The sequence below is a fragment of the Streptomyces sp. SID486 genome, from assembly GCF_009865385.1.
Lineage (GTDB): Bacteria > Actinomycetota > Actinomycetes > Streptomycetales > Streptomycetaceae > Streptomyces.
In genome coordinates this window covers 1-16692 of the sequence record NZ_WWJT01000582.1, presented here as the reverse complement: position 1 = coordinate 16692, position 16692 = coordinate 1, and the positions used below count along the sequence as shown (strand labels likewise).

19 protein-coding genes are annotated in these 16692 nt (G+C 71.7%); 14 read left to right on the top strand and 5 right to left on the bottom strand.

Translation table 11 applies throughout. The features are described from left to right. Positions 1-48: 48 nt before the first annotated feature. From GT045_RS27125 to GT045_RS27110, 4 genes are all read left to right on the top strand, one after another. The gene (locus GT045_RS27125; RefSeq protein WP_161335762.1) at positions 49-951 is read left to right on the top strand and encodes a hypothetical protein; all 903 of its coding nucleotides are present in this window, start codon (positions 49-51) and stop codon (positions 949-951) included. A gap of 367 nt (positions 952-1318) precedes the next feature. Further along, complete coding sequence (locus tag GT045_RS27120; RefSeq protein ID WP_161335761.1) at positions 1319-2275, top strand: helix-turn-helix domain-containing protein; 957 nt, start codon at positions 1319-1321, stop codon at positions 2273-2275. A gap of 120 nt (positions 2276-2395) precedes the next feature. Further along, entirely contained in the window at positions 2396-3394 is a 999-nt protein-coding gene (gene gap, locus GT045_RS27115) for a type I glyceraldehyde-3-phosphate dehydrogenase (protein WP_161335760.1), read from the top strand. A gap of 98 nt (positions 3395-3492) precedes the next feature. After that, positions 3493-4152 (top strand): hypothetical protein, encoded by a 660-nt coding sequence (locus tag GT045_RS27110; protein ID WP_161335759.1) that lies wholly within the window; start codon positions 3493-3495, stop codon positions 4150-4152. 26 nt (positions 4153-4178) lie between these two features. Here GT045_RS27110 and GT045_RS27105 read toward each other — a convergent pair whose 3' ends face one another. After that, complete coding sequence (locus GT045_RS27105) at positions 4179-4784, bottom strand: hypothetical protein (RefSeq protein ID WP_345942770.1); 606 nt, start codon at positions 4782-4784, stop codon at positions 4179-4181. A gap of 243 nt (positions 4785-5027) precedes the next feature. After that, the gene (locus tag GT045_RS27100; protein WP_161298169.1) at positions 5028-5393 is read right to left on the bottom strand and encodes a nuclear transport factor 2 family protein; all 366 of its coding nucleotides are present in this window, start codon (positions 5391-5393) and stop codon (positions 5028-5030) included. Between the two features lie 97 nt (positions 5394-5490). Between GT045_RS27100 and GT045_RS27095 the strand changes: the two genes are divergently transcribed. Continuing rightward, positions 5491-6369, top strand: a complete 879-nt coding sequence (locus GT045_RS27095) for a LysR family transcriptional regulator (protein ID WP_161335757.1) — start codon at positions 5491-5493, stop codon at positions 6367-6369. A 105-nt stretch (positions 6370-6474) separates the two neighbouring features. Beyond that, positions 6475-7002: a DUF4232 domain-containing protein gene (locus GT045_RS27090; RefSeq protein ID WP_161335756.1), complete on the top strand. Its 528-nt coding sequence runs from the start codon at positions 6475-6477 to the stop codon at positions 7000-7002. A 329-nt stretch (positions 7003-7331) separates the two neighbouring features. On the opposite strand, the gene GT045_RS27085 is transcribed toward GT045_RS27090, so the two are convergent. From GT045_RS27085 to GT045_RS27075, 3 genes are all read right to left on the bottom strand, one after another. After that, positions 7332-7766, bottom strand: a complete 435-nt coding sequence (locus GT045_RS27085; RefSeq protein WP_161298166.1) for a VOC family protein — start codon at positions 7764-7766, stop codon at positions 7332-7334. A 159-nt stretch (positions 7767-7925) separates the two neighbouring features. After that, positions 7926-9059, bottom strand: coding sequence for an NAD(P)/FAD-dependent oxidoreductase (locus GT045_RS27080; RefSeq protein ID WP_161335755.1), 1134 nt, complete (start codon positions 9057-9059; stop codon positions 7926-7928). A 268-nt stretch (positions 9060-9327) separates the two neighbouring features. Next, complete coding sequence (locus GT045_RS27075; protein ID WP_161335754.1) at positions 9328-10311, bottom strand: Clp protease N-terminal domain-containing protein; 984 nt, start codon at positions 10309-10311, stop codon at positions 9328-9330. 68 nt (positions 10312-10379) lie between these two features. On the opposite strand from GT045_RS27075, the gene GT045_RS27070 reads away from it, so the two are divergent. The 8 genes from GT045_RS27070 to GT045_RS27035 all read left to right on the top strand — a co-directional run. Beyond that, entirely contained in the window at positions 10380-10739 is a 360-nt protein-coding gene (locus GT045_RS27070; RefSeq protein WP_161335753.1) for an excisionase, read from the top strand. A gap of 308 nt (positions 10740-11047) precedes the next feature. After that, the gene (locus tag GT045_RS27065; protein WP_202529073.1) at positions 11048-11470 is read left to right on the top strand and encodes a hypothetical protein; all 423 of its coding nucleotides are present in this window, start codon (positions 11048-11050) and stop codon (positions 11468-11470) included. Between the two features lie 302 nt (positions 11471-11772). Then, positions 11773-12786 carry an SPFH domain-containing protein gene (locus tag GT045_RS27060; protein WP_161335751.1) on the top strand — a complete coding sequence of 338 codons (1014 nt, stop codon included), beginning with the start codon at positions 11773-11775 and terminating at the stop codon, positions 12784-12786. Then, complete coding sequence (locus GT045_RS27055; RefSeq protein WP_161335750.1) at positions 12783-13682, top strand: hypothetical protein; 900 nt, start codon at positions 12783-12785, stop codon at positions 13680-13682. The genes GT045_RS27060 and GT045_RS27055 overlap by 4 nt, the downstream gene beginning before the upstream one ends. A gap of 306 nt (positions 13683-13988) precedes the next feature. Then, the gene (locus tag GT045_RS27050; protein WP_161335749.1) at positions 13989-14462 is read left to right on the top strand and encodes a hypothetical protein; all 474 of its coding nucleotides are present in this window, start codon (positions 13989-13991) and stop codon (positions 14460-14462) included. Between the two features lie 283 nt (positions 14463-14745). After that, positions 14746-15045: a hypothetical protein gene (locus tag GT045_RS27045; protein ID WP_161298158.1), complete on the top strand. Its 300-nt coding sequence runs from the start codon at positions 14746-14748 to the stop codon at positions 15043-15045. Positions 15046-15330: 285 nt separating this feature from the next. Next, complete coding sequence (locus GT045_RS27040) at positions 15331-16047, top strand: hypothetical protein (protein WP_161298157.1); 717 nt, start codon at positions 15331-15333, stop codon at positions 16045-16047. A gap of 306 nt (positions 16048-16353) precedes the next feature. Further along, on the top strand, positions 16354-16692 hold a 339-nt coding region (locus tag GT045_RS27035), incomplete at its 3' end, for a hypothetical protein (RefSeq protein ID WP_202529072.1).

Sequence of the window (16692 nt, the reverse complement as noted above, 5' to 3'; positions counted from 1 at the left end):
AACGGCGCGGCTATTCTCGCGCACGTGATCTCCGAGGGAACGACAGGTATGGATGAGGGCGCCCCGACGACGGCTCGCCTGCGCGACGTACTGGAGCGTGCCGGGCGCGTCGTGATCACCGAGGGATCGCCTGCCGACGTGGACTCCGCCGATGTGGCGCGGACCGTGGTGACCGGCACCGGGATCGCGGACCTGAGCCGCCTCCTGGCCGTCGTGGACGGCGGTACGGGCGACCGGTGCCGGTGCGACGGCGGCCCGACGATCATGGTTCACGACGTGGACGACCGGGTGATCGCCTGCTGGACGCTGCACCACCGGTCGGGTCTTCGGGGCCTCGGCGACAGCGACGCCGACCTGCGTGACGGTTCGGCACTCACCGAGTGGCTGGCGCAACAGGGCCTGACGGCGTCCCGGGTGGCTCAGGCGCGGCTGGCCGCGCAGCGGGCCGAGGAGGACCGGCGTCAGCTGCGCTGGGTCCAGGCCGCGCCCGCCGGACTGCGCGAGGCGGCCATGGACGTCTGCGACCCGCCGGGACGTGACCCGCGAACCCGGTCGGACCGACTCCGCGCGGCCACAGTCCGGCTCACGACGCTCGTCCCCCGCGTCTGTCCCGACGGCGTCGAGCGGGTCCTCGCCCTGCTGGCCTGGGCCGGAGCCGCCGCCAGGGAGCCCAACGGCGGTCTGAAGTGGTACGACCTGGCGGTCCAGCAGCTGCTGCTCGCCGAAGACCCCGGCCTCGTCCTCACCGCGCTGACCACGCACTCGCCGAGCCCGGCCCAACTGGACGGCGCAGCCCAGCTCTTCGCGTCGCTCGAATGGACCGGCGCGCACGGCAGGCAGCTGCCCGAGCCACTGCGGTCGACGCTGATCGGGCACATCCGGGCCGACGGCACCGAGCCCATGCGATTCCGCCTGCGCCATGGCTACTACGGCGCCGAGCGGTCCGTCTGACCGGACGCCACCGGCTGCCGGACGGGGCGCGGGCGCCGACCCCTCGCCCACGTCCCCTCCCCCTCCGTGCCGCCGGCTGCGCCGGCCGGGGCCGCCCGGAGCACACGTACCGGACCTCCGCGACGCCGCACGAGGCCGATCCGGTCAGCCGATGCCGACGTGGCCGAGTGCCACCGGCCGGCTCCGCGCGGGCGGAGGCACGTTCCGGAGGATCCCCTGTCCACCCGTCCCCACAGCCCGTCCGCCACGGCCCGTCCGCCACGGCCCGTCCCCACAGCCTGTCCCCACGTCCCGTCCCCGCGTCCCGTCCCCACAGCCCGTCCCCACAGCGGACGTACCGCCGTCACGGCCCACGTAATCTCTTCCTGTGCCAGCCACCCGCCTGCATCGCGTAGCCGTCCTCGTGCTCGAGGGGGCGAAGCCGCTCGATGTCGGAATTCCCGCGCAGGTTTTCACGACCCGCGCGAGCATGCCGTACGAGGTGCGGGTGTGCGGGGCGTCGCCCGGTCTCGTGACCGGCGGCGACGGCCTCGCCTACGACGTCGCCCACGGCCTCGACGCACTTGCGTGGGCCGACATCGTCTTCGTCCCCGGCTACCGCTTCCCGGACCGCGACGACCCGCCGCAGGCCGTCGTCGACGCGCTGATCGCCGCCCACGCCCGGGGCGCACGACTCGCGGCCATCTCGACGGGCGCCTTCGCGCTCGCCGCCACGGGCCTGCTCGACGGCAGGCGCGCCACGACGCACTGGCACTACACGCGGGCACTCAAGGCCAGGCACCCGCTCGTGAAGGTCGACGAGAACGTGCTGTTCGTGGACGAGGGCAGCGTGCTCACCTCGGCCGGCGCCGCCTCCGGCATCGACCTGTGCCTGCACATCCTGCGCGGCGACCTGGGAGTGGCCGCGTCCAACCATGCGGCCCGGCGTCTGGTCGCCGCTCCCTACCGCAGTGGCGGTCAGGCCCAGTACGTGCCGCGCAGCGTTCCCGAGCCCCTCGGCGAGCGGTTCGCCGCCACCCGTGAGTGGGCGCTGCACCGGCTCGGCGAGCCCCTCACCCTCGACATCCTGGCGCGGCAGGCCGAGGTCTCACCGCGCACGTTCTCCCGGCGCTTCGTCGAGGAGACCGGCTACACGCCGATGCAGTGGGTGATGCGGGCCCGTATCGACCTCGCCCGGGAGCTGCTGGAACGCTCGCAGCGCAGCGTCGAGCAGATCGCCGGGGACGTCGGGCTCGGCACCGGTGCGAACCTGCGCCTGCACTTCCAGCGCATCCTCGGCACCACACCGAGCGAGTACCGGCGCACCTTCACCCGGGGCGAGTGACCCGCCGGGCACCCGGGGGTGGGGCCTTGTGGCGGGATCCTTTTGAACCATGGCGATCCCGCCACTGTCCGCGAGGCGGGCAGCGGGCGACGCTGGTGGCGAAGGGAAGGGACATCACTCATGACTCGCATCGCCATCAACGGATTCGGCCGCATCGGACGCAATGTGCTGCGCGCACTGCTGGAGCGCGACAGCACCCTCGAGATCGTCGCCGTCAACGATCTGACCGAGCCCGCCACTCTCGCCCGCCTGCTGGCCTACGACAGCACGGCCGGCCGGCTGGGGCGTCCGGTGACCGTCGACGGAGACGCCCTCGTCGTCGACGGCCGGCGGATCACGGTGCTGGCCGAACGCGAACCGGCGCGACTGCCGTGGTCCGAGCTCGGCGTCGACATCGTCCTGGAGGCCACCGGCCGCTTCACCTCGGCCAAGGCCGCCCGGGCCCACCTCGACGCGGGCGCGAGGAAGGTGCTCGTCAGCGCACCGTCGGACGGCGCCGACGTCACGCTCGCGTTCGGCGTCAACACCGACGCCTACGACCCGGCCGTGCACACGATCGTCTCGAACGCCTCCTGCACCACCAACGCCCTCGCGCCGCTGGCCGCCGTCCTCGACGAACTGGCCGGCATCGAGCACGGGTTCATGACGACGGTGCACGCCTACACGCAGGAGCAGAACCTGCAGGACGGCCCCCACCGCGACGCCCGTCGTGCCCGGGCCGCCGGCGTCAACATCGTGCCGACCACGACCGGGGCCGCCAAGGCGATCGGCCTGGTGCTGCCGAACCTCGACGGCAAGCTCTCGGGTGACTCGATCCGCGTGCCGGTGCCGGTGGGCTCCATCGTCGAACTCAACACGACCGTCGCCCGCGAGGTGACGCGTGACGACGTGCTGGCGGCCTACCGCGCCGCGGCGGAGGGGCCGCTCGCGGGCGTCCTCGAGTACTCGGACGACCCGCTCGTGTCGTCGGACATCACGGGGAACCCCGCTTCGTCGATCTTCGATTCGGCCCTCACCCGCGTCGACGGCCGCCACGTCAAGGTGGTCGCGTGGTACGACAACGAGTGGGGCTTCTCCAACCGGGTGATCGACACGCTGGAGCTCCTCGCCGCCCACTGAACGGGCCGGGCACCCCGGCGGGCCGCAGGCGGCCCGCCGGGGTGCCCGGGCTCGGGGTCCACGCCTCCGGCCCGGGCACCGGACCTACAGTTCACGAGGTGAGCAGCTTCCTGACCCACCGAGCGCGGGTGCACGACGCCCGGCTCCCCCTCCACCGCCGGCACAGCGCGCTGCGCACCTGCCTCACCGTCTTCGCGCCCTACGGTCTCCGGGCGACATACCACCACCTCACGCTGAGCGCACGGATCCCTCGGCACCTGCGGGCGGACCCCGAGGCGCTGGTGCGGGCGGTGGAGGAACTGCACGAGGCACGAGTGCTGTGGCTCGCGCGGGCGGAGGAGTACGCGGCGCAACGCCGGGCGGAGAAGCGGTCCGGGCGACGGGCTGTGCCGAATCCTCGGCCGTGGTGGCTGCGCAGCCCCTGGGACGGGCCGGCCCGCGCCTGGTACGACGACCCGCTGCGCCACCCGCCTCTGCTGCTGACCGAGTACGTCCGGCGGCAGAACGCGCTTCTGGACGGCGCTGAGCTGCCCGGCTGCCCCGCGTGCGGGAACGAGGGGCAGCCGGAGCCGCACTCGACCGGGCACGGACGGGTCGAGCTGTGCGGCCGGTGTGCCTGGGCGCCGGCGCCGTGTCCGTGCGGACGAAGGCACCCGTCCGTGCCTGCGGCCGCGTACAGCTGGAAGGCGATCTGGCGGCGGGCACACATGGGCGACGACGGCATGCCGAACCCGCACTGGCCCGCGGGCCGCCGGTAGGCGGAGGCAGGGTGCCCGGTCCTGGCTCAGCGGGACCGACGGCCGAGGAGTTCCACGAGGCCCACCGGCAGGAACGCGGGCCGGTGGGGTCGGCCCACCTGGTACGACACGAAGCCCAGCGAGGAGGCCACCGAGACCTCTTCGGCCGTCTCCGCCTCGTACACGACGCGGCAGCGGCCCGACTCGGCCTTCGCACGCTGCCAGAGGACCGGGGCCGGCTTACGCTCGGTCTCGGCGCGCGGAGTCAGGATCCGGTCCCCGAAATCCGCCCAGGCGAAGGGGACCGGCCCCCGCCAGGTGGCGTCGACCTCCTCTTTCAGCCTGGCGGCACGCTCGGCGTCGGTCGTGCCCCAGGAGGAGGGGACGTTGGTGATCAGGCCGACCCTGATGTGGCGTTCACGCAGAGCGCGCAGGTAGGAGGCCGCGCCGCGCAGGTAGTCGGTGCTGCCGTCGTCGGCGGTGTGCAGAAGGGTCTCACCCAGGTCGAAGTACACGACGGGACAGTCGCGTTCGCCGCCCACACGTGCGGCGGGGACCGCTGCCGTCTGCCCCCCGGCGTCCTCGGGGACAGCCCCGCTCGCCGTACCGCAGAGCACGGCCGACAGCAGTGACGTGCTCATCACGAGGCCCACACGGGCCAAGCTCCTGGAGGCAGATCTGCCCATGGCGTCATCGCCCTTCCTGCCGGGGACACAGCACGATATCCGGCCGGTGCGACAGCGGTGGGGTGAACGCATCAACCGCTGGACGCCGTGCGGGTGAGTGTGGGGGTATGCCCGGCATGCGTACGGGGGCGGACCGGCGTGGGTGACCGGCCGGACACCGCTCTCCGCGCAACACCTGCCGTCCTGGGCCGCATTGGGAGGCGGAAGGGGTCAGCGGGCGGGCGGGGTGAACTCGGGCTGGTCGAGCAGGCGCAGCCAGCTTCCGTCGGGCTGACGCCTGACCACCTGGGCCCGCGCGCCGGTCCCGTCCCTCGGTGGGGTCGAAGTGAGCGCGATGTCCCCGCTGACCAGCGTCGGCAGCGGTTGTTCCGGCTCGAAGCGGGGGCCGTTGGCCAGCACCTTCTCCCACAGTGCGCGGATCGCCTCCCGCCCCTCCGTCAGCTTGCCGGGCGGGTAGGCCAGCACGGCATCCTCTTCGTAGAGGGCGGCGACTCCGGCCGCGTCACCGGCGTTGGAGCGCTCGACGAACAAGCGGGTGATGTCCTCGGGGCGCATGGCCTTCTCGTACTCCGACATGATTCCTCCTGGGATCGGTTTCCGGTGCTCCTCAGCCTGGTCGCGGAGCGTCCAGAAGTCCAACAGATGGTTCTTCTGCGAACTAGAATTCTCAGTCATGGAACTGAGGCAGCTGGAGTACTTCGTCGCCGTCGCGGAGGAGCGGAGCTTCACCCGCGCGGCCGAGCGGGTGCACATCAGCCAGTCCGGGGTCAGCGCCCAGGTCCGGCAGCTGGAACGAGAACTCGGTGCCGAGCTGTTCGACCGGTCGGCCCGCGTCGTCACCCTCACCGTCGCGGGTAAGGCCGCGCTCGATCACGCCCGCGCCGCACTCGCCGCGGCCGGAGCGGTCGGCCAGGCAGTGGGCGAGGTGACCGACCTGATCCGGGGCCGGGTCACCGTCGGGATGGTCATCGGCTGCACGCTCACCCCGCTGTTCGACGCCCTCGCCGCGTTCCACGAGGCCCATGCAGGTGTGGAGATCGTGCTCCTGGAGGACAGCTCCGACCGGCTCGTCGAAGGGGTGCGTACCGGCGCGTTCGACCTGGCACTCGTCGGAACCGCGACCACCGCTCCCGACGGGCTGGAAGCGCTGACGATCATCAGCGAACGGCTCACCGCGGCAGTCCCCGCCGGGCACCCCCTGGCGAAACAGCCGCACCTCCGCCTGCGTGACCTCATCGCCCACCCGATCGCGTGCATGCCACCCGGTACGGGCCTCCGCACGGTGTTCGACCAGGCGTGCGCCGCACAGGGCCTCCACCCCACGATCACGCTGCAGGCCAGTGCCGCGGACGCGATCGCCGACCTCGCCGCACGCGGGCTCGGCGTCGCCGTCCTCAGCAGCTCGATGGCCGAGAAGCACCGCGACCGGCTCACCGTCCGCGCCATCGACGACGTCGGCACACCAGCGGTACTCGCCCTGATCTGGAAGAGCGCGCCAACCCCGGCGGTAGGCCGGTTGCTCGCACACTGCCGACAGGCGTTCACCGAGTAGGACCCGCTCGCTGGAACCGCTTCCGCGTTGCGCGCATCTAGATTGGTGTGAGGCGGGAGCAGTAACACCGAGGCCCGCCGGGGTGTCTTCGGCGGGAGGATTCACATGGCACGGCGGATACTGGCGGTCGCCGCTCTCGGCCTGGTGGTCACGCTGGGATCCGCGGCCTGCGGCACCGATCGCAGTGCGTCCGACGCTCGCTCCGTCGCGTGCCGGACGTCCCAGCTGGACTGGAAGATGACCCGCCTGCTCGGCAAGCACCCGGACGGTGGGGCGGCCACGCTCAGCGCCGAGAACAACGGACCGAAATCCTGCGCCTTCGACGGCTACCCGGACATCGACGTGCACATCGGCAAGGGGCCGGCCGCCGACGGGAAACCGAAGAGGGGGGCCGCACCGGTGCACGTGGAGCTGCACCCGGGCCACACCGTCGAATTCCCGCTCTTCTACGAGGCGACGGCCGCTCCGGGCGACGGCTGCGAGGTCTCGGCCGCGTACGACCCCAGCATCACCGTGGTGCCCCCGCACACCAAGGACGGTTCCTCGGTGCGGATGACGGATGCCAAGGGGCGTCATGTACGGGCGCAGGTGTGCGACTTCGACATCGAGGTGGGCGCGCCGCAACTGCGCTGAGCGACGCATACGTTGACGGACAGCCGGCTGCGGGCCGGGCCGGCCTTCCTCGGCACTCCAGAGGAACTCGCAGTCCACGAGGCGATGAAGAGCGGCCCGGCGGTCGAACGGCAAGCTGAGCGCCTGTTCGTGAACGCCACGCCGGGGCGACTGCACCTGCCAGACTCGGCTCGTGACCGGACCATCGGTGACCTTGAGCAGAATCGAGCTCGCGGACCGGCGAGCTGTCCACTCCTGGGCGCCCCTCCCCCGGACGGCCCGGCTACCGGTGCGGGACCAGACGGCCCCTGCCTGCCGGTCCGGCCTCGCTCACGTCGGGCCGCAGCGGTTCAGTCGAGACAGAACTCGTTGCCCTCGATGTCCTGCATCAGGATGCAGGACTCGTTCTCCTCGTCGGCGAGCAGCGTGCGCACGTGCACCGCGCCGAGCGCGACCAGCCGTGCGCACTCGGCCTCCAGGGCGGCCAGGCGCTCTTCACCCACGAGTCCGGTGCCGACCCGCACGTCGAGATGCACCCGGTTCTTGACGACCTTCCCTTCGGGCACGCGCTGGAACAGCACGCGCGGGCCCATGCCCGAAGGATCACTGCATGCGAAGTAGACGACCTGCTTCTCAGGCGGCAGCGAACGGTGGTAGTCCTCCCACGTGTCGAAGCCCTCCGGGACCGGCGGTACGACGTATCCCAGCACCTCGCACCAGAAACCGGCGAGACGCGCGGGTTCCGCGCAGTCGAAGGTGACCTGGAACTGCCTGATCGATGACATCGGCGCACCATAGCAGGGCGGGGCGGACTCCTCGCCCACCTGGTGACGGCCGCCCGGACCCATGCCGGCCACCCACCTGGTCACCTGCCAGACAGGCGGACTCGGTCACCTCGCGGCAGATACGTCGGGCGGGTTCCGGGGCCCGGTCCCTCCGTTCCGTCAGGACTGGCCGCCTGTTTCGTCCGGTTGGAAGAAAGCGAGCATCTTCTGGCCGGCGTCCGGCGACGCCAGGATGTCCTGGACGTACGCGGACTGCCGGCCGGCGGCGCTGGTACGTTCGAACATCTCGCGTTCGTACTCTTCGACCGCGCCGGAGAAATCGTCCGCGTGGGCGACCAGCGCGAGGCCGAGCAGGACCCCGTCGAGCAGCGCCATGTTGGCGCCCTGCCCCACCGGCGGCATCAGGTGCGCGGCATCGCCGAGCAGCGTCACGTCCGGCTGCGACAGCCAGGTCAGCCCGACCGGGAGAGTGGTGATCGGTCGTGGCAGGACCGCGCCGTCACAGGCAGCGATCAGTTCGGTGACCCGTGGGTCCCAGCCGGTGAACAGGCCGGTCAGCCGCTCGCGGGCTGCGGCCGGGTCGCTGAACGGGATCCCGCTGGTCGCGAACCAGTCCTCGGCGGTGTCGTGGAAGCTGAGATAGACGCGTACGCGGCCGTCGCCGTTGCGCTGCGCCGACAGGGACTGTCCGTCGCCCAGCACCCAGTAGTTCCCGCGCCCGACCGTCGCCGCGAGGTCGGGGTGGGTGCGGTCGATGTCGGGGATGCCGAGCTCGACGACGTTCTGGCCGGTGTGTGCCGGCCGGGCGTCGGTGAGCAGGGGGCGGACCCGGGAGTACGCGCCGTCGGCACCGACCAGCAGGTCGAACGGGGCGCTGCTGCCGTCGGCGAAGTGCAGGACGCCGTCGTCGGCGGATTCGAGCGAGTGCCCCCAGCGCACCGCATGTGCGGGGAGGGAGTCCAGTAACAGGTTGCGCAGATCGGCACGGTCGATCTCGGGGCGTTCGAGCGGCGCGTCGTCGGGCGTGTCCACCTGGAGCAGGAGGGTGCCGTCCGGCTCGAACAGTTTCAGGTCCTGCCCCTCACGACGGGCGAGCGCCTGAAACCGGTCGATCAGTCCGGCCTCGCGCATCGCTCGCTGGCCGGTCGCGGCGTGCAGGTCGAGCGTGCCGCCCTGACCGCGCGCGCCCCGAGCGGGGTCTCGTTCGTACACGACGGCGTCGATGCCGTTCATGTGCAGCACGCGGGCGAGGGCCAGGCCGCCCGGTCCGGCTCCGATGATGCTGATGGTCATGGTTGCCTCCGATGCACCGTGATGTCTGTTCGTGGGTGGCGCGGCCTGCCGTCCGCCGCGCCGCGCCTCACTCGGCGCGGCGGACCTGCTGCGTGTGGCGCCTCGGTCGCAGGTGAGGCGATGTCAGCGCCCGGTCGTGCACCGCGTAGTCGCTCCGGCTGGCCCACCGACCGGTTCCGGGCCGTTGATCAGTCGGTTCACCCGCGGAGCCGGTGGGCCGTTGATCAGCGGGTTCACCCGCGGAACCGGTGGGCCGCTGATCGTCGGTTCACCGGCGGAGCCGGGGCGCGAGCACCGTGCGCAGGATCTTGGCCGTCTTGCTTCCGGCGGCTGCGTCCGCGTCGTCGTGCTCCGGTTCCAGCACACGCTGGATCCGCGACAGCAGTTGGTTGGTCGACCGCCAGAGCGGGACGAACATGCCGGCGACCGGCCCGGCGCCCAGGACCGGTCCGCCGGACAACTCGGTCACCTTCCTGGCGGCCGTGACCGTTGCCGGGTCCCGCAGGATCAGGTGCACCTCGTCGTCGACCAGCCGGATCTCCATCCTCCGGGCGGCGGCCTCCTCCGGGTTCGCGTCCGTGGTCGTCTCCGGGTCGATCTCGTCGATCTTGGCGGCGACCGCGTCGGGGTCGACCCCGAGTTCACGCAGCACCCTGGCCGCCATGCTGTTCTCCGCCCTCAGCATCGCCTCGAGCAGGTGATGGCTGCCGACCGGTGCGCCACCGGCCAGCGCGCTGGCGGCGGACACGGTGTCCTCGGTCGCGGGTGTGCCGGCCGGCCACGGGCCTGCCGCGGCCTGCTGCGGTCCCTCCAGCAGGGCCAGCACCGCGGTGCGGACCTTGTCGACCGGGGTGATCCGCTCGGCGAGCACCTTCGCACCCGCACCCGCCCCGTCGCCCCCACCCTCCCTGACGAGGGCGAGCAGGATGTGTTCCGTACCGATGTGGTGGTGGTGCAGCTGCTGCGCCTCGCGCAGGGCGAGTTCGAGCGTCTTCTTCGCGCTCGGCGCGAACGGGATGTGGCCGCGCAGCTCCCGCGTGCCGGGCTCGGCCACAGCGGCGATGTCTGCCTGTGCCGCCGCCTTGTCGTACCCGAGCTGGTGCAGGGCTTTCGCCGCGATGCTGTCCTGATCGTCCAGCAGCCCCAACAGGATGTGCTCCGTGCCGATGTGGCTGTGTTTCAGCAGCCTCGCCTCCTCCTGAGCCGTGACGACTACTTTGCGGGCTTCCACCGTGAACCGTTCGAATGGCATGGTTCGATGGTCTCAACCCTGTCAATACACTGGTATTGACAGGGTCACTGTGTTCAAGGGAGGGTGCGATGGGGACTCCGTCGGACTGGGAGGACCGGCTCGCGCGCTGGCAGAGCGAGCTGGAGCTGTTCGAGCAGCTGGACGAGACGCCCTGGGTCACCCTGGCCAAGGCGGAAGCCGAGACCGGCGTGTCCCGCTCGGCCCTGCGGTCGTGGTACCGCAACGGCGAGATCCGGTCACGGCTGGTGGACGGCCCGAACGGGCCTCAGCGCCTTGTCCAGTTGGAGGCAGTGATCGAGCGCGCCGCCGCGTCACCGCGCATTCAACGCAGGGCGGAGCGGGAGGTCGGCCTGGAAGCCCAGGTCGCCCTGCTACGACACCGGATCGACCAGCTCGAGCTGAGGCTGGCCGCGCTGGAACGGAAGTGACCGGCGCGAGGTCCGCTGTGCCGGCGGACCGTAGCGGTGCCGCCGTCGCCTGATCCGCCCGTGCCTCCATGACGAGGGCGTACGGGCGGTCCCGCGACGAGCGGCCGGCCGGAGGCGGCGGCGGTCCTGTGCACGCGCCTGCCTGAACAGCGGGCGTGTGGGGCCGGTCGGCTGTTACAGGACGCGGACATGACGGCGATGAACGTCCGCCGCTCCCCTGCCGTCTCCATGACTGACTACACCAAATGGCATGTAGCTCACTTCCGGCACGAAAAGCCATCCTCGTCACAGAAAAGGACATGCCAGTGATGATCTCGAAGCGGCACTCCCTGCGTACGGCCGTCATCGGTGCTCTGGGCGCCGCCTCCCTCGCCCTCGCGGGCACCGCGACGGCAGCCACCGGAACGGCCACGCACACCACGCCTTCCGCGTCCGTGGCACAGCAGGCCCCGGCCGCCCAGACCGGCATCACCGCCAAGCCGTCCAAGACCTCGGTCCGGGCCTGGGAGCTGTTCCGGGTCACCGGCAAGACCACCGGCATCGCGGCCGGCAGCAAGGTGACCCTGCAGCAGAAGCAGCGCGGCAGTTGGGTCTCCCTTCCCGCCTCGGCCCCGGTCTCGCGCGACGGCTCCTACTCGCTGGGCGTCAAGCTGGGCCTCAAGGGCAAGAACGACCTGCGCATCGTCAACGGCAGGACGGCCTCACCGGTCTTCGACGTCACGGTCCGCTGAGACACGTCACCCGGCACGTCGTCCCGGGCCGGACCGCCGCCCACCGGGGAGTGGTCCGGCCAGGGACGAAGTGGCCGGCGCGCAAAGGGGGTTCCGGGGCCGGTGTGGCGCGCCCGGACGCGGCCGTCGGGGGCGTGTGAGTGCTCGGGCCGGCCCGAACCCCGGTCCGCTCCGGCGGTGGGCCAGGCGCGCGGCCTCCGCCCCGGCGTGTGCCGGGTCGTAGGTGCCGCATCGTTTTCGTCTGGTTGACGAGATCAACGCTCCCTATTATCGTCTCACTGACGAAATCAAGGGGGTTCACCATGGCCGACATCACCCGGCGCTTCGGATGGCGCCATCTGCGCTGCGCGCCCACCGCCCACGTCCGCCACCACAAGCGCGGCCGGCTCGCCCACGACGGCCGGGGGCTCAGCTTCTGGTACCGGTCGCTGTCGGCGGCGCTCTCCGAAGTGCCGGTGGACGACCGGGAACTGGCCATGGCGTTCCACGCCCGTACGGCCGACTTCCAGGACGTCACCGTGCAGGCCACCGTCACCTACCGGATCAGCGACCCCGCCGAGGCGGCGAACCGGCTGGACTTCTCCATAGACCCGGACAGCGGGAGCTGGCGCGGCACCCCTCTGGAGCAGATCGCCACCCTCCTCACCGAGACCGCCCAGCAGCACACGCTGGACGTACTGGCCCGGACCCCGCTGGCCGTCGCCCTGGTGGACGGCGTCGCCTCCGTGCGGGACCGGGTCGCCGCCGGACTCGCGGCCGAGCCCCGCCTGCCGGCGACCGGCATCGACGTGGTGGCCGTACGCGTCGTCGCGATCCGGCCCGAGGCCGAGGTGGAGCGCGCCCTGCGCACCCCGGCCCGCGAGCAGATCCAGCAGGAGGCGGACCGGGCCACGTACGAGCGGCGGGCCGTCGCCGTCGAGCGCGAGCGTGCCATCGCCGAGAACGAGCTGGCCAGCCAGATCGAACTGGCCAGGCGCGAGGAGCAGTTGGTCGACCAGCGCGGCACCAACGCGCGTCGTGAGGCCGAGGAGAAGGCGGCCGCCGACGGTGTACGGACCGAGGCCGAGGCGGCCCGCAAGGTCCGCCTCGCCCGAGCCGAGGCCGAGGCGGCTCGCGCGACGGGTGCGGCGCGGGCGGAGGCCCAGGCCGCCTGGCTGCGGGTGCACGGCGAGGTCGACCCGGCCACGCTGCACGCACTGGCGGCGACCCGGCTGGCGGAGAACCTGCCGCGGATCGACAGCGTCACCCTCTCCCCCGACGTGTTGAGCGGTCTCCTCGCCAGGCTCGGCCGCCCGGAAGGCCGGGCGGACGCGTGAGCCTGGCTCCGCGCGCGGTGCTCGTGCACCGCAGGACCGAGTACGAGGGGCTGCTCGCCCGGCACGGGACGCACGGCCAGGCCGCGTTCTTCCTCTCCAGCCGGGGCCGTTCGATCGACGAGGTGGTCCGCCGCCACGACGACACCCGGCGGGCCCTGCGCGTCGTGGCGTCGGCGGTGCCGCTCACCTGGCGCAGATCCGGGGTGGAACGGTCGGACCTGGACCGCTTCCTGTTCGCGCCGGAGGACGTGGTGATCGTGGTCGGTCAGGACGGTCTGGTCGCCAACACCGCGAAGTATCTGTCCGGGCAGCCGGTGGTGGGTGTCGACACCGATCCGGGACGCAACCCGGGGGTGCTCGTCCGTCACCGCTCCGCCGACACGGCCTCCTTGCTGCGTGCCGCCACCGCCGCCGGGGGCCGGGTGGAGGAGCTGACCATGGTCGAGGCCGTCGCCGACGACACCCAGCGCCTTCTCGCGCTGAACGAGATCTATGTGGGCTCGCCCGGTCACCAGACGGCCCGCTACCGCCTGAGCACCGACGGCGAGGCGGACCCGGGCGAGGCCCAGGCATCGTCCGGCGTGCTGGTCGGCACCGGGACGGGCGCCACCGGGTGGCTCCGCTCCCTGTGGCTGGAGCGCGGCAGCAGCGCGCCCATGCCCGAGCCGCGCGACCCGCGGCTCCTGTGGTTCGTGCGCGAGGCATGGCCGTCACCCGCGACCGGCACGTCGAGGGTCGCGGGTGACCTGGGGCGGGGGCAGGACCTGCGGCTGACCGTGGAGTCGGACCGGATGGTGGTATTCGGGGACGGGATGGAGACCGACGCCCTGGAGCTGACCTGGGGCCAGAGCGTACGACTGGGTGTCGCGGCGACGTCACTGCGTCTGGTGACGTGAGCGGGAGGAGGCCAAGTGCGCCACGCCCCTCCGGTCCCGGAGCCCGCCGCGCTCGTGCGAGGGCGCCCGGCGAGGCCGCGGGGGTCCCCGGCAGCCCTGGATCCCCGCCCGAGTCGGTCCCCGCAAGAGTCGATCCCCGTCCGAGTCGGTCCCCGCCCGAGTCGATCCTCGGACGCGGTGCGGCGCCCCTCGGGTGGGCCTGGCACGAGAAGCGCCACGGGGGCGGCGGCTCGGCCTCCGGCCGGCAACCGTACCGGGACCGCCGTACAACTGCACTGTCGGAGGCGGCCAGTAGCCTGCGGCACCATGGGTATACAGATCGATGCAGTAGCGGCCTACCCGGTCGACGACGAGATGGAGCGGGTACTCGGACTGGCCGAGGCGGTCGGCGAACCGGTCACCGTCACCTTCATGTGGGAGGGAGGCGGAGAGGCGGAGCGCGCGGTGCTGGTGCCCGCCGCCACGCTGGCCCTCTGGGAACACTGGGCACCGACCGCCTGCCCGACCGGTGACCATGAGAGCGAGAGCGAAGTCGGTCCCGGGGAGCGGGAGTTGGCCCACCCGATGGAATTCGGCCCGTTCACGCTCTTTCGCCGTCGCGTAGGAGGGCGCACGGCAGTCGCTCGCGGAGGCGTGGTGGTCGCCGAACTGCTGGACCCCGACGAGGCGCACTGGCTCGAGGAACAGGCCCGCAGCGTCCGCCAGGGCTTCATGGACCCGAAGCAGAGGGCGGCGTTCGAGGAGTTCCTGGCCCGGCAGCCACCCCTCGGTGAGCAGTGACGCGCCGGCGGGGGCTTCGACCCGCCGGTGGTGGAATCCCGCCCGGCTCGTCGCGGCCCGTGCCGTCGAGGGGGTGCGCCGGGTGTACCGAGCGGACGCGGGGGCGCACGGCCGGCGGGCGTCCGGTCGGACACCTTCACTCCGGGCCCACGCGTCGGCGTTCCGCCTGTCCGAAAGGCGATCACTCATCCGCGGGACTTCGGCATACAGAGTGTACGGAACGACAAGCCTCCCTCCAGCCGGCGAGGACAGCCAGGCACGTCCTCCCACCAAGGAGGTCACGATGAGCTTCATCCAGACCGGCAAGATCGATCTGAACTCCGACAACGCGATCGAGACGACCGGCGGCAACACCTCGACCTTCACCCGCGTCACCTTTCCCACTCCGTTCCCGCCCGGTTCAAGTGTTGTCGTGCTCCCCCTGACCCAGACCTTCAACGGCCCGGAGACGCCGGGCATCCGCATCCATGACGTCACGCCCACGGGCTTCCTGATCCGCCTGAACGAGGTGTACGCCGGCGCCGCGAAGAGCGACGGCAAACACACGACGGAAACCATCGGCTGGCTGGCCGCGACCGTCTGACCGCGCGGTCCGGCAGGAAGACACGAGGCGGCCCACCGGAGAAGGCACAGTCCACCCGACCCGTCCGCCCGGCCGGCGCAGCGGTGGCGCCGGCCGGAACCGGGGGCCGTGTCCGCAGAAGTCCGGCCGCAGTCTGTATGGGTGACAGGGCCGTGTCGCACTAGATATGCAGTGCCGATTTACGCCATTTTGGTCCGGCAGGAAAATCCTATCTGCTATCTACCGCACGAAAGGGCTGCTGTGAAAAGGGTAGGCCTCTACACAACCCTGTCCATTGCCGCTGCCATGGCGCTGACGGGTGCAACAGCGAGCCAGGCTTCCGCGGAATTCCGCCACGCCCCCGACCCCTCCGCCAAATATACGATCATCTTTAATAATGGCGGATTTGTTGGCGACGTCGTCAACAACGGGGACGGAAACAGCAACAACGTCCAGGTGGTCGGCGCCGGCGGCCGAGGCGGCACTCAGGGCGGCACCGGGAACACCCAGGGCGGCATCGGGAACACGCAGAGCGCCGCGCAGGGCGGTGACCACAACATCCAGGGCGGTGCGCAGGGCGGCACCGACAACGTCCAGGGCGGCGCGCAGCTCGGTGGCACCAACAACACCCTGGGCGGCACGGTCGGCGGCACCGACAACGTCCAGGGCGGGACCCAGTCCGGCACGCACAACGCGCAGGGCGGCGCCCAGGGCGGGACCAACAACGTCCAGGGCGGCACGCAGAACGGCACCCGCAACACCCTCGGCGGCGCGCAGGGCGGCACCGACAACGTCCAGGGCGCGACCCAGGGCGCCGGGGACGACAACACCCAGGGCGCGACGCAGGGCGGCACGAACAACACCCAGGGCGGCACGACCGGCGCCACCAAGGTCGTCGACGAGGAGACGGAGAAGCTGATCTCCTCCTCGCTGGAGATGGCCACCGGGGAAGCGACCGAGAAGATCACAGAGCAAATCATCTCGGACTCGTTCGAGGCGGCCACCGACGCGATGAGGGCGTAAGGCCACCGCTTGTCATGACAAGCGGGCCCCCGTGAGGCAGTGAGAGGGACGTGCGACGTTCCCCCACCGCTCACGGGGGCCCTCGCCGTTTCCGCGTCCGGCACCCCTCGTGCCGGGCCGGGTGCGGTGTCCTCCCGGGGCCGGGGGAAGCCGCTTCCCGGCGGGCGCCGACGGGCTGACGGGCATGTCAGCCGCCCGCTCCACCGACCGGGGGACACACGGCAGCCCCCACACCGGCTGAAATGAATTACGCAAGTTCATCCGGAACTGCATCCCCCTCGGGAAACAGGAACAAGAGGTTTTCTCATGTACAACACGCGACGTCACATAGCCGCCCGTATCGCCGGTATTTCCTGCATCGCCGCTCTGGCCGTCGGAGGTCTCGGTATGGCGAGCGCCGAGGCCGCACCGATGAAGCACCACGAGACCTCGTACTCGGCCGGCCGGCATCACCAGCAGCACCACGAGAACAACACCTTCAAGAAGGGCAGCATGCCCAAGGGCGGTAACACCCAGGGCGGCACACAAGGCAACGGAAACGGCAACACCCAGGGCGGCACCCAGGGCAACGGCCGCGGGAACACCCAGGGCGGCACCCAGGGCAACGGCAATGGGAACACCCAGGGCGGAACCCAGGGCGGCGGC

Coding starts and splice junctions, on each gene's coding strand:
- GT045_RS27095 (WP_161335757.1), top strand. CDS start 5,491: ATGGAACTGAGGCAGCTGGAGTACTTCGTCGCCGTCGCGGAGGAGCGG.
- GT045_RS27075 (WP_161335754.1), bottom strand. CDS start 10,311: ATGCCATTCGAACGGTTCACGGTGGAAGCCCGCAAAGTAGTCGTCACG.
- GT045_RS27045 (WP_161298158.1), top strand. CDS start 14,746: ATGAGCTTCATCCAGACCGGCAAGATCGATCTGAACTCCGACAACGCG.
- GT045_RS27060 (WP_161335751.1), top strand. CDS start 11,773: ATGGCCGACATCACCCGGCGCTTCGGATGGCGCCATCTGCGCTGCGCG.
- GT045_RS27125 (WP_161335762.1), top strand. CDS start 49: ATGGATGAGGGCGCCCCGACGACGGCTCGCCTGCGCGACGTACTGGAG.
- GT045_RS27065 (WP_202529073.1), top strand. CDS start 11,048: ATGATCTCGAAGCGGCACTCCCTGCGTACGGCCGTCATCGGTGCTCTG.
- GT045_RS27080 (WP_161335755.1), bottom strand. CDS start 9,059: ATGACCATCAGCATCATCGGAGCCGGACCGGGCGGCCTGGCCCTCGCC.
- GT045_RS27100 (WP_161298169.1), bottom strand. CDS start 5,393: ATGTCGGAGTACGAGAAGGCCATGCGCCCCGAGGACATCACCCGCTTG.
- GT045_RS27040 (WP_161298157.1), top strand. CDS start 15,331: ATGGCGCTGACGGGTGCAACAGCGAGCCAGGCTTCCGCGGAATTCCGC.
- gap (WP_161335760.1), top strand. CDS start 2,396: ATGACTCGCATCGCCATCAACGGATTCGGCCGCATCGGACGCAATGTG.
- GT045_RS27090 (WP_161335756.1), top strand. CDS start 6,475: ATGGCACGGCGGATACTGGCGGTCGCCGCTCTCGGCCTGGTGGTCACG.
- GT045_RS27085 (WP_161298166.1), bottom strand. CDS start 7,766: ATGTCATCGATCAGGCAGTTCCAGGTCACCTTCGACTGCGCGGAACCC.
- GT045_RS27050 (WP_161335749.1), top strand. CDS start 13,989: ATGGGTATACAGATCGATGCAGTAGCGGCCTACCCGGTCGACGACGAG.
- GT045_RS27070 (WP_161335753.1), top strand. CDS start 10,380: ATGGGGACTCCGTCGGACTGGGAGGACCGGCTCGCGCGCTGGCAGAGC.